At 61.0% G+C, this 13,462-nt stretch carries 9 protein-coding genes; 3 read left to right on the top strand and 6 right to left on the bottom strand.

What is annotated here, in order from left to right; translation table 11 throughout:
- Nucleotides 1-33 precede the first annotated feature (33 nt).
- Nucleotides 34-729 carry a DUF4197 domain-containing protein gene (locus HGHM_RS16100; protein WP_019142583.1) on the top strand — a complete coding sequence of 232 codons (696 nt, stop codon included), beginning with the start codon at nucleotides 34-36 and terminating at the stop codon, nucleotides 727-729.
- A 98-nt stretch (nucleotides 730-827) separates the two neighbouring features.
- Here HGHM_RS16100 and HGHM_RS16095 read toward each other — a convergent pair whose 3' ends face one another.
- From HGHM_RS16095 to HGHM_RS16080, 4 genes are all read right to left on the bottom strand, one after another.
- The gene (locus HGHM_RS16095) at nucleotides 828-1,769 is read right to left on the bottom strand and encodes a crotonase/enoyl-CoA hydratase family protein (protein WP_019142582.1); all 942 of its coding nucleotides are present in this window, start codon (nucleotides 1,767-1,769) and stop codon (nucleotides 828-830) included.
- 233 nt (nucleotides 1,770-2,002) lie between these two features.
- Nucleotides 2,003-2,644, bottom strand: a complete 642-nt coding sequence (locus tag HGHM_RS16090) for a TenA family transcriptional regulator (RefSeq protein WP_019142581.1) — start codon at nucleotides 2,642-2,644, stop codon at nucleotides 2,003-2,005.
- 26 nt (nucleotides 2,645-2,670) lie between these two features.
- On the bottom strand, nucleotides 2,671-4,911 hold the full coding sequence (locus HGHM_RS21595; protein WP_019142580.1) for an ATP-binding protein: 2,241 nt from the start codon (nucleotides 4,909-4,911) through the stop codon (nucleotides 2,671-2,673).
- A gap of 180 nt (nucleotides 4,912-5,091) precedes the next feature.
- Entirely contained in the window at nucleotides 5,092-6,294 is a 1,203-nt protein-coding gene (locus tag HGHM_RS16080; protein WP_081583593.1) for a serine hydrolase domain-containing protein, read from the bottom strand.
- Nucleotides 6,295-6,448: 154 nt separating this feature from the next.
- Here HGHM_RS16080 and HGHM_RS16075 point away from each other — a divergent pair, with 154 nt between their 5' ends.
- Together HGHM_RS16075 and HGHM_RS16070 are read left to right on the top strand one after the other, a co-directional pair.
- A complete protein-coding gene (locus tag HGHM_RS16075; protein WP_019142578.1) occupies nucleotides 6,449-6,904 on the top strand; it encodes a DUF2844 domain-containing protein in 456 nt (151 codons plus the stop codon).
- A 7-nt stretch (nucleotides 6,905-6,911) separates the two neighbouring features.
- On the top strand, nucleotides 6,912-8,081 hold the full coding sequence (locus tag HGHM_RS16070) for a DUF3443 domain-containing protein (protein WP_051155343.1): 1,170 nt from the start codon (nucleotides 6,912-6,914) through the stop codon (nucleotides 8,079-8,081).
- On the opposite strand, the gene HGHM_RS16065 is transcribed toward HGHM_RS16070, so the two are convergent.
- Both HGHM_RS16065 and HGHM_RS21590 read right to left on the bottom strand, forming a co-directional pair.
- The gene (locus HGHM_RS16065; protein WP_019142573.1) at nucleotides 8,078-9,877 is read right to left on the bottom strand and encodes a hybrid sensor histidine kinase/response regulator; all 1,800 of its coding nucleotides are present in this window, start codon (nucleotides 9,875-9,877) and stop codon (nucleotides 8,078-8,080) included. The two genes, HGHM_RS16070 and HGHM_RS16065, sit on opposite strands and share 4 nt — an antisense overlap.
- A gap of 191 nt (nucleotides 9,878-10,068) precedes the next feature.
- Nucleotides 10,069-13,462, bottom strand: a 3,394-nt coding sequence (locus HGHM_RS21590; protein ID WP_034349274.1) for a response regulator, incomplete at its 5' end; no start/stop codon positions are given.

The raw sequence follows: 13,462 nt of genomic DNA, 5'->3' as shown, positions 1-13,462 counted from the left end.
AAGCGCCCTGTCCGTTCCATGCATCGAAACTTCATGTCCGGCTTCAAAGTCTTCAAACTGTCATCGTTCCTGCTGTCCATCGCAATCGCTTCGAGCGCCTTCGCGCTGTCCCTGTCGGATTTGTCGAACCGTGACGCCGCCAGTGGATTGAAGGCGGCGCTGGAAACGGGCTCGCTTGCGGCCGTATCCAAACTCGGTATCGAGGATGGCTTTCTGAAGAACGACAAGGTACGCATCACGCTGCCGGACATGCTCGAACGGGCGAAACCGCTGCTGAAGATCACGGGACATGGCAAGCGCCTGGATGAGCTGGAGGTGGCGATGAACCGGGCCGCCGAGTCCGCCATTCCGATGGCAAAGCCCTTGCTGCTCGATGCGGTGAAATCGATGTCGGTGGCCGATGCAAAAAGAATTCTTACGGGTGGCGAGACTTCCGTCACCGATTTTTTCAGGGAAAAGACCACCGCTCCGCTGGCCGTGAAATTCCTGCCGCTGGTGAAGGCCGTGACTGATCGCTCCGGCCTTGCCACGCGATACAACGCCGCCATGGCCCAGGTCTCGTCACTGAACCTGGTACCGGAGCAGCAGGCGACGGTGGAAGCTTATGTGACGCAGCGCGCGCTGGACGGGCTGTTTTACATGATCGGCGAGGAAGAAAAGGCGATCCGGCGCGACCCGATCGGTACCGGCAGCAAAATCATCGGCAAGGTGTTCGGCAGCCTGAACTGAAAGGCTGATTCTCTGGCGGCAGTCGGGCATTCCGCATTAGCCAGCAGACGGCGGCGCGGGCGGGACGGGACAGTGTAAAAAGCGTCGCCGTTCCGCGCTCAATCGATGCAGTCGCCGTCCGGATCCACCGGCAAGCCGTTCTTGCGCAACTCCTGCTGGCGCATCTGGGAACGCACCAGCCGCCCCATCATTTTCAAGTCCTTGTCCTGCAGGCGCAGCGCCGCATCCACCCACACTTCGGTAATGCTCATCAATTCTTCATACGAGACCGGGAAGGTGTGGTGCCGGCATTCATACATGGCGCGCATGCCGTTCAGGCGCTTGCCGCTCTGACGCATGAAGTCATACACCGCCTGTTCCCCCTGCCCCGCCGGCACCAGGACGTCGACCAGACCCATCTCATGCAGCTCGGCGGCGGAGTAGATCTTGCCGCTCAAGATCATCTCTTCCGTCTTCCTCGGGCCCAGGCGGCGCGCCAGCAGGCTGTAGCAGCCCATGCCCGGAAACAGGTTGAACAGGATTTCAGGAAAGCCCATGCGCGCAGATTCTTCCGCAATGACCACGTTGCTGGTCAATGCCGTTTCGAAACCGCCGCCTAGGGCATCGCCCTGCACCAGTGAAATGGTCAGGGCATTGGTGTCGTAATTCCTGATGCGCGCATAGATGCAGTCAATGCACAGCCTGGCGTAATGCAGCAGCGCCTCGCGGTCGCGCGACTTGATCAGCAGGACGAACAGCGCAAGGTCGCCGCCGTAATTGAAGATGTGCTCGACCCTGGAAGCAACGACGAAATAATCCACCGGGCACAGGTCGCCGGCATGCCAGGCCTTGCCGCCGTTCTTCTTGAAGAACTCATGGTTGTTGTGCAAATCCTGCAGGATGCCCAGGTTGAAGCAGGCCGTGCCGGACGGCTTCAGAAAAGTCCAGACCGAGCGCGTGGCCGGATCGTATTCGACATCGATCTGGCTGAATTTCTTGCCCCCTGCAGTTTCAGGGCTAACCGGAAATCTCAGGTGCTGCGGCCCTGTCAATGCATTCATTTTCATACTCCCTAGGATTGCGCTGCGATTGGAAATTGCTGGCCGAACCGGTACGGGTTTGCCCGCCGCCGGACAGTACTTCGAACCTTGTTATGTAATGTCTGGTCGGCGCAGTCACAGCGCGGTTCATTCGCGGATCCGCTACTCTAGCCCAAATCCATGCTGAATGAGGCACGCGCATGCCGTCGGCCTGCATCGATGCCTGGCGCCCCGCGGAAGCAAGATTCCGTCTCCTACTGGGACAGGAATTTGATGAAGAGATAAAAATTCATGTGGATCGCATTGATGACGATATCCTGCACCTCTTCATCCGTGATCTTCTGCAGCAGCGCCCGCAGCTTCGCCATGTGGTCCATGTCCATCGACGCATGCGATTCCAGGAAGGTAAAGCCGTCCGGCAGTTCCATGTTCAAGCCCCGGGAGATGGATGTCGCCACCTGGCCGCCATACACCGATGAAATGATTTCCAGCACATACAGCATGCCGAGTGCCGCGCAGGGATGGATGCGTTCCGCCGCATGGTAGTTATAGGCAATCATGGCCTGTACCGGATAAGTCGGCGGCGCTGCGGCCACTTGTTGCGCACTGACGCCGAACACTGCCAGGTCGTTCAGCACCAGCGATTCATGTCCCTTTTCTTCATTGATGTTGTTGTAGAGGTGATAGCGCACATCCCGGAACTCGTCGGGACAATGGCTTGCCGCCGCCGCCATGATCGGGCAGAAGTGCCACACGATATGGTAGAGATCCATCAAAAACGCCTGGTAGGTTTCCCGCGACATCCTGCTGTTCAACATGTCCTGCACCTTGGGGAGCGCTTCCAATTCGCGGCGGCTGTTATCGGTGGACTCGATGAGACGGATAAAAAATGACATGTAGCTTCCTTGTTTTGATTTTTTCTTCAATTGGTTGCGTTCATCGCCGCGCGCGGCCGCTGCCGGCGTCTGCGGTAATTCTCAAGGGCCTGCTGCGTCAGCCGGTAGCTGTTGCGCACTGCAGCCACCACGAATTGCGGATCGCTTTGCAGTTTCTGCTGGGACGTGCGTTCAAATTCCTCGCAGGTGGCCTGCAGCGAAACCGCGCCGATTCCGAGCGCCGACCCCTTGATCGCATGCAGGATATTCCTGCAGTCGCTCATCTGCTGCATGTGCAACGCCCTTTCCAGCTTGTCGGTCAACGCTTGCGTACTTGTGGCAAATTCATCAATCAGGCCGTTCAAAAAGGCATTGTCGCTCGTGATCTCATCCAGCTCATGCAGGATTTCATAATTGAGCAAGCTGGAGTCTTCCTTCGCCATCCCTGTCTCCGCTGCGGATGCCGGGCTGCCCCCGCTGCCTTCGTCCGGACTCGAGATGCTCTGGTATTGCTCGACCAGTCGGTCTATCGTGGTCAGCAATTGGGCGATCTGGATTGGCTTCGGCAGGAATTCATCGAAGCCTGAAGCCAGGCATTCGGTTTGCAATTCCTGCGTCACGTCGGCGGAAAGCATCACGAACGGAAAGCGCGGCTTGGCACCGTGCATGTAGCGGTAGGCCTTGATCACTTCCAGTCCGCTCATTTCCGGCATGTTCATGTCCAGGATCACTGCATCGAAACTTGACTGCGTCAGCAAATCGAGCGCCTCTTCCCCGTTGGTAGCGAGTGTGCAGACATGTCCTGCACGCGCCAGCATTTTTTCGATGACCTTGCGATTCAGGGAATTGTCCTCGGCGACCAGAATCCTGTACTGGCGCTGCACCGATATGTCCTGATTCTGCCGAGGCGGTGGCAGCTGGGCCTTTTGCGGACCGTGCATGACGGGTGCAGGCGCGGCAGCCGGAACTGCAGGCTGGAGCGGGAGCTTCAGCTCGAGCCAGAAAGTGCTGCCCTTGCCGGCTTCGCTGTAAAAACCCAGGCGGCCGCCCATCAGTTCGGCGAGTTGCTTGGATATGGTCGTGCCCAGGCCGGTGCCGCCATACTGCCGGGTGGTGGAGGCGTCGGCCTGCGTGAAGCTTTCAAAGATGTGGGCTTGCGCGTCCGGAGCAATGCCGATGCCGGTGTCTTCGATCTCGAAGCGCAGGCGCGCAGCCTTCGTATCCACGCCCAGCGCACGGGTGCGCAGGACCACCCTGCCCTTCTCGGTGAACTTCAGGGCGTTGGACAAGAGATTGGAAAGGACCTGGCGCAGATGGGTCGGGTCGCCGATTACCGGTTCGGGCACGTCCGGATGGAGGTCAACCTGCAGGGCCAGGTTTTTCGCGGCAGCCTGGTACTTGAACAGCTTGGCGGTTTCATGGATCAACTGATGCAGGTTGAACGGCGTGTTCTCCACCACCAGCTTGCCGGCCTCGATCTTGGAAAAGTCCAGCACATCCTCGATCAGCGACAGCATCAGCCGGGATGCGCTGTCCATGCTGCGCACCATCTCTTCCTGATCCTTGTTCAGGTCCGTGCTTTGCAGGAGATCGGCCATGCCGATCACCGCATTCAGCGGCGTGCGCATTTCATGACTGATCGAGGAGACGAACCTGCGCTTGGCAAGGTTTGCCGCCTCCGCATGTTCGAGCGCCTTCATGAGGCGATTGACCAGCGTGCTGAGATAGCAGGAAATGAGCAACATCCCCACCCAGAGGCCAACCCCGAGGAAAGTCTTGTCGGCCCAATACGGCACATAGGCGACCGCCGCGCCGAAGCCGACCAGCGACAGCGCCAGGGTAAAGAACAGGTAGCGCCGGCCAAAGCGGAATCCGTGGCCGAAAATGAGCCAGAGGTACAGGCTGTACAGGGGTGCCGCGAATTCCGGCAGGGTAAAGGCGAAATAGGTGGTCGTGCCCGAGTCGAGCGCTGCGCCGATCATCCTCCTGCTGACCGAAATCTCCGGATAGAGGGCAATGTGGATGATGAGCGCCGCCGAAGCGAGAATGAACACCGCCATGACGCTTACGGTAAGCGTATTCAGCATCTGGCCGCTGTCGGGATGCTGGTAGGCGAAATAGGAAAAATAACAACCAAGGACGATGCCGACGCAAAGCCTGACGAAAGCCTGCTCATGTTCGCTGTCGAGCCGGCCCACGAAACGCCGCTCGAAAGGCTTGAACAGCTTGCGGGCTTTCTCGGGAAAGCGGTAAAGGCCGGCATTTGCGAATTGATTCTGGTTTTGCATGCTTGTCAAAGTATCTGTTTGTAGTCCGACGCCAATCCGCAATCAAAGTGGCAATACCGGTAGAAGGTACTACAGGTCCTCTCTCCCGCGAGCAGAGAGTGTTGCTTAAAGTCGACATACACCTCTTTAGTGGCAGCCCCGGGGAAAAGAGGCGCCCCGACCCGGCCGCAGCCGCCGGCATCACCTGAGCGCGGCATACACCAGGTGGCGAAACAGCTGGCGGTAACGGTCCCGCTGCTCCGGCGCCTGCATCATGAAAATCGCCAGCATCCTTTCCTGAGGATCGACCCAGAAATAAGTGCCGGCCAGACCGCTCCAGGTGTAATCGCCGGGCGTGCCGGGAATGACCGGGCCGCCCATGCTGGTGCGGACCGCAAATCCCAGCCCGAAGCCATAACCGGGTCCCGGCAGGAAGGCAGCGCCGCCTTTCGCCTGCGGCAGGTCGCCAAGGTGGTCGCTGGTCATGTAACGCAGCGTCTTGGGCGACAGCAGGCGCACGCCGTCCAGTTCGCCTTCATTCAGCAGCATTTGTGCAAACCGCCGGTAGTCGCGCATGGTCGATACCATGCCACCGCCGCCGGACAGGAAGTTGGGCCTGGTCTGCGCCTGGCGCAGCTTTACCGCGGCGCCCGTGACCGGATCGGCCGCGAACGGTTCCGCGATCCGGTGCTGGTTCCGGGGCTCGACCCAGAACCCGCTTTCCCGCATCCCCAGCGGCTGGAAAATCTCCTGTTCCAGGAAGGCATCCAGCGGCTTGCCCGACAGTCTTTCCAGCAGCACGCCGAGCACATCGGTCGACACGCCGTATTCCCAGGTGCTTCCCGGCTGATAGGCGAGCGGCACTCCGGCCAGGGCACGGATGAATTCCTCGCTCGTGCTTTTCGGATGTCCGATGCCGGCCTTCAGGTACGCCTTCTTGACCAGCGATTCGCCAAAGATTCCGTAGGTGAAGCCCGAAGTATGGCGCAGCAGATCCTGCACCGTGATGGCCTGCCTCGCCTCGACCAGTTCCAGTGCCGGCTGGCCGTCCGCGTCCACGGTTTCGATGCCGACCTTGAGATTGGCCAGTTCCGGCAGATACTGCGCCACCGGGTCGCTGAGCAAGAGGCGGCCCCGCTCCACCTGCATCATCACCGCCACCGATACGATCGGCTTGGTCATGGAATAAATGCGGAAAATGGTATCGAGCGTCATCGGCGCGCCGGTGGCCGGATCCTGCACACCCACGGCTTGCTCGTACACGACGTCGCCTTCCCGGGCAATCAGCATGGCCGCACCGGGAATCCGGCCGGCATCGATATCGGCTTGCATCCTGTCCGTCAAGATGGCGAGCCGCTCACGCAAAACCCCGCGGGAATCAGGCTGGTCAATTATTTTCTTCATCTTCCTGCTCCGGGCATCGGAAATGGCACATGGTAATGAGTTGTCAGGCCGGTGTCTTATCCGGGCGGCATGATAGCGCATCGCCCTCGCGATCGTCCCGGCAGAACTATCATGCTTGTCAAAGAGTCTATGCTGGGATTGACGGGAGAATGCAATGAAGCCTGCAATCTGGCCGGCAAGCATTGCCCTGATTGCCGCATACATGACTCTTCCCGCCCGGGCAGAACTGGGCGGCGATATCCAGTCCATCCAGGCTGACCGCCTGCGCATGCAGGCCACGCGCACCGATGCCAGCGCGGGCAGCGATTACACCGTGCATGAAATGCGCATGCCTTCGGGCACCGTCGTCCGGGAATATGCGGGCGCCAACGGCAAGGTGTTTGCCGTGACCTGGGAAGGCCCGGCACAACCAAAACTGGACCAGCTCCTCGGCCCTTACTTCGATCAATACAGCGAAGCAGCGCAGGAAGTTCCAGCGGGACAAAGGCAGGCAATGATCCGGCAGCCCGGCTTCGTGCTGCAATCGAGCGGCCATATGCGCACCTTTTCCGGAAAGGCATACCTGCCCGACTTGCTGCCCCAAGGCGTCGCGGCCGAAGACCTGCAGTGAGGCAAGCATGCGCGCCTTCCTGATCCTCCTGCTGTCCTGCTTGAATTTCTTGCCGTGGCACGCCGCGAGCGCTCAGACTCCGGCCAGCGCGAATGCAAATGTGCTTCCCATCACGATCGATGCCGGACCGGTCAATGCGAGCATCAACCGGCCTTTCGTCAGCGTCACCGTCTGCATGCCGGGCAGCCGCACCGATTGCCGTACTATCGACCATGTCATGGTCGATACCGGTTCATCCGGCTTGCGGATTCTTGCCTCGGCCCTCGACCTGCCGCTGCCCCAGCAAACGCTGGCCGACGGCAGCGCACTGGTGGAATGCACCCAGTTCCTGACCCATGTCGCCTGGGGACCGGTCAAGCAGGCGGATGTGCGCCTGGCCGGCGAACAGGCGAGCGCCATACCGATCCAGCTCATAGGCGGCGCCGAATTTCCGAATGTGCCGGCCGACTGCGCCGGCGTTGCGCCGCTGGTGGACGGGGTGCAATCCCTGCGCGCCAATGGCTTGCTGGGCGTGGGCGTGTTCATTCAGGACTGCGGCCTGCCTTGCGCCCAGACCGCCAGTCTGGGCTTTTATTACGCCTGTGCGCCGGCCGGTTGCCAGCCGGCGCTCGCGCCGCTGGAGCGGCAGGTGCAGCATCCGGTCCCGTTTTTCCCCGCCGATAACAATGGCGTCGTGATCAAGCTGCCTCCCGCCGCTGCCCACGGGCTTGCGTCCGCCACAGGCGAACTTGTGTTCGGCATCGGCACGCAAGCCAACAATACGCTCGGTGCGGCAAGCGTTCTGGCGGTGAATCCCGCCGGCTACTTCACCACCTTTTACAAGGGTGTAGCTCGCGTCAAAGGCTTTATCGACAGCGGCTCGAACGGAATATTTTTTTCGGACACGGAACTCCCGGTATGCAGTACCGGCTCGTATTGCCCGGCCATGCCGCAGGTTCTCGGCGCGTTCAACCAGGGAAGCAACGGTGCGGCGATCGCGACCGCCTTTCACCTGGATAATGTGGAAGCATTAGTGCGCCTCAATCCCGGCCTGGCCGTTTTCGATGGCCTCGGCTATTACAATGCGTCTGCTGCGGAATTTGATTGGGGACTGCCGTTTTTCTTTGGCAGGAGCGTATTCACCGCGATCGAGGGCAAGAGCACGCCCGGCGGGACCGGCCCGTATTATGCCTACTAGCGCGCCTGCCTCTGGAAGGCATGCAGGACTTCCTGAATTTCCGCGAATTTGATCGGCTTGGCAAACACCCGGTCGAAGCCGGCGCCAAGCGCGCGCTGCCGGTCTTGGTCGCCGCTGTGCCCAGTGACGGCGATCAGCGGAATGCGTCCCAGTTGTGGATCGGCGCGCAAGTCGTGGGCGAAATCGAAGCCGTTTTTCTCGCCGGGCAGCGCAAGGTCGCAAAACACGATGTCAGGCGCGCGTTTCCGCGCACGCTCCAGCCCGGCCCGGGCATTGAGTGCGACTTCCGTGGTACACCCCATCACTTCCAGCAAATCGCAAAACAGCTTGGCCAGGTCGCGGTTGTCTTCGATCACGAGCACCTTGACGGCCTCGGACGCAGGCTCGCTTGCGGAATCGGTTTCCGCGGGCGGCGTTGCCTGCTGCTTCACGGGCATGGAAAACTTGAATCCCGCTCCCTGTGATGGCGCGCCGATTTCAAGCAAGGCACCGTGCAGCTCGGCAAGTCTGACGGCGATCGCCAGCCCGAGGTTCGGCGCCTGCCTCCGTTGGCCTTGGGCCGGAAGCCGCGATGGAGGGCCGGGCAGGCTGGCCGAACCGGCTTCACCCAGGCTGATCAAGACCCGCTCGGCCGTGGTGCTCATGTTCACCACGATCTGGCCAGGTCCTCTCATGAAGCGCTGCGCGCCAGACAAGAGATTGCTGAAAATCTGGCCGAGCCGGCTGCGGTCGGCCAGCACATAGGTATGCGTGAGCGGCAAGTCCAGCCTTACCGTGATGCCGGCTTCCTGCAGCGATGCCTGGCGTCCACGCACTGCCTCCCGCAATACGTCATCAATTGCCAGCAACTCTTTGTTGAGAGAAATCTGGCCGCGCGACAGTTGCGCCAGATCCACCAGTTCATCCAGCATGTGCCCCATCGCTTCGGTCTGGCGACTCAGGATGTTGCTCGCCTTGTGCAGCCTCGGGTCTGGCGATCCCGTTAACTGCAGGACTTCCACTGCCGCGCTCATTGCCGCCAGCGGATTGCGCAAATCATGCCCCACCAGCATCAGGAAGTCGTCCTGCTCGCTGTCACGCTCGCTGCGCAGAGCCGGGCCGCCGGAGCGCATGCTTCCGGGCGCGCCTGCACTCGGCGGCGGAAGATGGACCAGGGCAGAGAGTTCCGGCTGCTGCCGCAACACGTCCTGCATGTCGTCTTCGATTGCAATATCCGGATGGACGCTGGCCCACATCTGCGCAGCGTGGGCAAAGGTGATCAGGCCGAGCAGCGACTCCGCCCTTTCACTGCCCAGCGCATGATGCAATGCCTTGCGCGGCAATTCGCTTGCGTCCGGAGCCAGCAGGATTGCGCCGGCTGCATGAAACAATGCAAGTTCCTCATCCTCTCCCGGTGCAGGCAGGGCTGCAAGCGGTACCGGTTGCGCGAGCAGGCGCGTGGCGGCGGCCTGGATCCGCTCCGGCGACGCCAGGGGCATCTGCAGCAAGGCAATGGCTTCCTGCACAGTCTGCGGGTCGGCCGCGGCATCGCCTGCCGGAAATCCGCGTCCCGTTAAAAAGCCGGCATGGCGCGCACGCCAGTAGGGAGCCGAGGAAAGGCGCGCGAGATAAGTCAGCAACCTTTCCTTGAATAAGCTGGGAAGCGGGTTGTCGAGATAGGCTGCCTGGGCCAGCATCCACATTTGCTGAACGATGGCGGCTGATTCCGGCCCATGCCGGAAAAAGTTCGGCAGCAGGCCCAGCCGTTCTCGCACCTCGGCTTCAAAAGCGGACTGGGGACGGATGAGTTGGAGCATGACTTTCAAACCCTGACAATACAACATTAGCGGAGTTTGATCGGGTGTCAACACCGATCATGGCCTGCCCCCAACGGACACCGGCCGCCATGGCGTTTCCTCTGTGCCTGGTTCCGGCAAGCCAGGCAACAGTAATGCCATAGCGACAGACACTCCGCCTTGGCACGGCGCAAGTCTGCGTCACAATCTGCTCATCGATGCAGCCAGACCCGCAGCAGGGACAGCAGACGGGCCACATCGACCGGCTTGGTGATGTAATCCGAGGCTCCCGCCGCGATGCACTTGTCGCGGTCGCCCTTCATTGCTTTCGCGGTCAGGGTGATGATGGGCAGTGACTTGAATTCCGGAATGTCCCGGATCGCACGCATCGTGTCATAGCCATCCATCTCGGGCATCATGATGTCCATCAGGACGATTTCGATGCCGGGGTGGTTTTTCAGGACTTCGATGCCATCCCTGCCGTTTTCCGCATACAGCGTGGTCATGCCGTGCCGCTCCAGCACCGAGCTCAGCGCAAAGATATTGCGCAGATCATCGTCGACGATCAACACGGTGCGGCCTTCGAGCGCCCCTTCAGCCGCGCGCATCTCTTCCAGCATGCGGCGCTGCATCTCCGGCAGGCTGGCCGGTGCGCGATGCAGGAACAGCGCCGTCTCGTCGAGCAGGCTTTCCGGCGAGCGCGCATCCTTGAGCACGACCGGCCCGGCCATGCCTTCGCGTTGAACCTCCGTCGGTGCCGTCGACTGCGCGGCATAGGTCACCACCGGCAATTCATGCAGGGCCGGATTGCGCGCGATCCTTTCCAGCAGTTCGCGGCATTCCATGTCGGGCAGTTCGGGGTCGAGCACCATGCAATCGAAGTGCCTGCCTTCCAGGGCTTCCAGCGCCGCCTGCCCGCTGTCCACCGCGACGATGTTCACGTCGCTGCCGCCAATCAGCTTGACGACGGCATCGCGCTGCATCAAATCGTTTTCCACCACCAGCAGGCTGCGCTCTTCCCCTTTCAGGAAGTGCTGGATGCGGTTGAACTCTTCGTCCAGGCTTGCCTGATCGATCGGCTTGGGCAGCCAGGACAGCACGCCCTGGCGCAATGCACGCTCGCGCTGCGGCGAAGCCGAAAGCACATGCACCGGAATATGGCGGGTGTCCGGATCGCGCTTCAGTCGTTCCAGCACCGTCCAGCCATCCGGTTCGAGTTCATCGAGGTCCAGGAGGATGGCCGTCGGCGCATAGTCGCGCGCCAGGGTCAGCGCCGATTCCCCGCTCGGCGTGACAATGCCCTTGAAATTCTTTTCCCGTGCATAGTCCAGCAAGGCCGCTGCCAGCTGACTGTCCGGTTCGATGATCAGCACCGAGGGATCGCCCGTGGCCACCAGGGTCCGGTCGTCCAGGCTGACTTCTCCTTCCGCCTGCGCCGCGCCGGCGGCCTCGGCTTCCTGCCGCGGCATCCGTGCATTCACGTGCGAGTCCTCGTCCGGGTGAATGACATTGGCCGTGGCCGCCGGCATGTGACGGCCCCATTCCCGTGACAGGTCGTGGTCGATGAATGCCTTGCCGTTATATGGCAGGTACAGCGTGAAGGTGCTGCCGATACCAATGACGCTCTCCACCCGGATCTCGCCGCCGAGCAAGCGCGCCAGTTCGCGGCTGATCGACAGGCCCAGCCCGGTGCCGCCATATTTGCGGGCAGTGCTGCCGTCGGCTTGCTGGAAGGCTTCGAAGATCAGTTGCAGCTTGTCGGAGGCGATGCCCACGCCGGTATCGGTCACGGCAAAGGCCAGTACCGCATCGGCTTCGTTCAGGTGTGCATGCCCCGGTGTCCAGCCCGATTCGGCGACTCCGATGCGAAGCGATACCTCACCCTGAGGCGTGAACTTGAAGGCGTTCGACAGCAAGTTTTTCAGGATCTGCTGCAGGCGAAGGGTATCGGTCATCATGGACTCGGGCAGGGAGTCCGCGAGTTCGATGCGGAAATCGATATTCTTGTCCGCTGCCATGTGGCGGAAAGTGCGCTCGACATAGTCGCGCAAATTCGCAAAGCGGTACTCGCTGATTTCCAGCGTCACCGTGCCGGACTCGATCTTCGACAAGTCGAGGATGTCGTTGATGAGCATCAGCAAGTCGCTGCCGGAGGAATAGATGGTTTTGGCGAATTCCACCTCCGTCTCGGACAGATTGTGTTCCGGGTTGTCGCTCAATTGCTGGGCCAGGATCAGCAAGCTGTTGAGCGGCGTGCGCAATTCATGCGACATGTTGGCCAGGAATTCCGACTTGTACTTGGACGACAGGGCCAGCTGGGTCGCCTTTTCTTCCAGCGCCCGCTTGGCTTGCTCCACTTCCCGGTTCTTGCGCTCGACTTCGATATTCTGGTCCGACAGCAGGCGCGCCTTTTCCGCCAGCTCCAGGTTGGTCTGCTGCAGTTCCTGCGCAAGAGATTGCGACTGGGTCAGCAGGCTTTCCGTACGGCTGTTGGCTTCGATGGTGTTCAGCACCACGCCGATCGATTCCATCAACTGGTCGAGGAAAGACAGGTGGGTCTCGGTGAAACGGTCGAGCGAAGCGATTTCGATCACGGCTTTCACCTGCTGCTCGAACAGGATGGGCAGTACCACGATATTGGTGGGTGGTGCCGCGCCCAGGCCGGAGGACACCATGATGTAATCGCGCGGCACGTCGGTCAGCCAGACGCGCTGCTTTTCCAGCGCGCACTGCCCGACCAGGCCTTCACCCGGCGCGAACGAGGTTGAGAACTGGTTGAGCGGACGATAGCCATAGCTTGCAACCATGTTCAGCCGCGATTCCTCGCCGGCCGAATCCATCATGTAAAACATGCCGTGGTGCGCCGACACCAGCGGCGCCAGTTCCGACAGGATCAGCGCGGTCACCGTCGACAGGTCGCGCTGGCCCTGCAGCAGGCGGGTAAAGCGCGCCAGGTTGGTTTTCAGCCAGTCCTGCTGGGCATTCTTTTGCGTGGTTTCCTTCAGGTTGCGGATCATTTCATTGATGTTGTCCTTCAGGTCCGCCACCTCGCCGCGCGCTTCCACCTGGATCGAGCGCGACAAGTCGCCGCGCGTCACCGCAGTCGCCACTTCCGCAATCGCCCGCACCTGGGTCGTGAGATTGGCCGCCAGCTGGTTGACGTTTTCCGTCAAGTCTTTCCAGGTGCCGCCCACGCCCTTCACCTGCGCCTGGCCACCGAGCTTGCCTTCGGTACCCACTTCGCGCGCCACCCGCGTCACCTCCGAAGCGAACGAGGACAGCTGGTCCACCATCACGTTGATGGTATTCTTCAATTCCAGGATTTCGCCCTTCACATCCACCGTGATCTTTTTCGACAGGTCGCCGCGGGCCACCGCCGTCGTCACTTCCGCGATATTGCGCACTTGTCCTGTCAGGTTCGACGCCATGAAGTTGACGTTGTCCGTCAAGTCCTTCCAGGTGCCGCCCACGCCCGGCACGTGGGCCTGGCCACCGAGGCGGCCTTCGGTGCCCACTTCGCGCGCCACCCGCGTCACTTCTGACGCAAACGACGAAAGCTGGTCCACCATCACATTGATGGTGTTCTTCAGTTCCAGGATTTCGCCT

Origin of the sequence: Noviherbaspirillum massiliense JC206 (assembly GCF_000312045.1) — a bacterium.
Lineage (GTDB): Bacteria > Pseudomonadota > Gammaproteobacteria > Burkholderiales > Burkholderiaceae_D > Noviherbaspirillum > Noviherbaspirillum massiliense.
Note: the sequence above shows the minus strand (reverse complement) of the source record. Positions and strands in the feature narration are given on the sequence as shown.

Excerpts from the sequence above, each read along its gene's own strand:
- HGHM_RS16100 (WP_019142583.1), top strand. The coding sequence starts at position 34 with ATGTCCGGCTTCAAAGTCTTCAAACTGTCATCGTTCCTGCTGTCCATC.
- HGHM_RS16095 (WP_019142582.1), bottom strand. The coding sequence starts at position 1,769 with ATGAATGCATTGACAGGGCCGCAGCACCTGAGATTTCCGGTTAGCCCT.
- HGHM_RS16090 (WP_019142581.1), bottom strand. The coding sequence starts at position 2,644 with ATGTCATTTTTTATCCGTCTCATCGAGTCCACCGATAACAGCCGCCGC.
- HGHM_RS21595 (WP_019142580.1), bottom strand. The coding sequence starts at position 4,911 with ATGCAAAACCAGAATCAATTCGCAAATGCCGGCCTTTACCGCTTTCCC.
- HGHM_RS16080 (WP_081583593.1), bottom strand. The coding sequence starts at position 6,294 with ATGAAGAAAATAATTGACCAGCCTGATTCCCGCGGGGTTTTGCGTGAG.
- HGHM_RS16075 (WP_019142578.1), top strand. The coding sequence starts at position 6,449 with ATGAAGCCTGCAATCTGGCCGGCAAGCATTGCCCTGATTGCCGCATAC.
- HGHM_RS16070 (WP_051155343.1), top strand. The coding sequence starts at position 6,912 with ATGCGCGCCTTCCTGATCCTCCTGCTGTCCTGCTTGAATTTCTTGCCG.
- HGHM_RS16065 (WP_019142573.1), bottom strand. The coding sequence starts at position 9,877 with ATGCTCCAACTCATCCGTCCCCAGTCCGCTTTTGAAGCCGAGGTGCGA.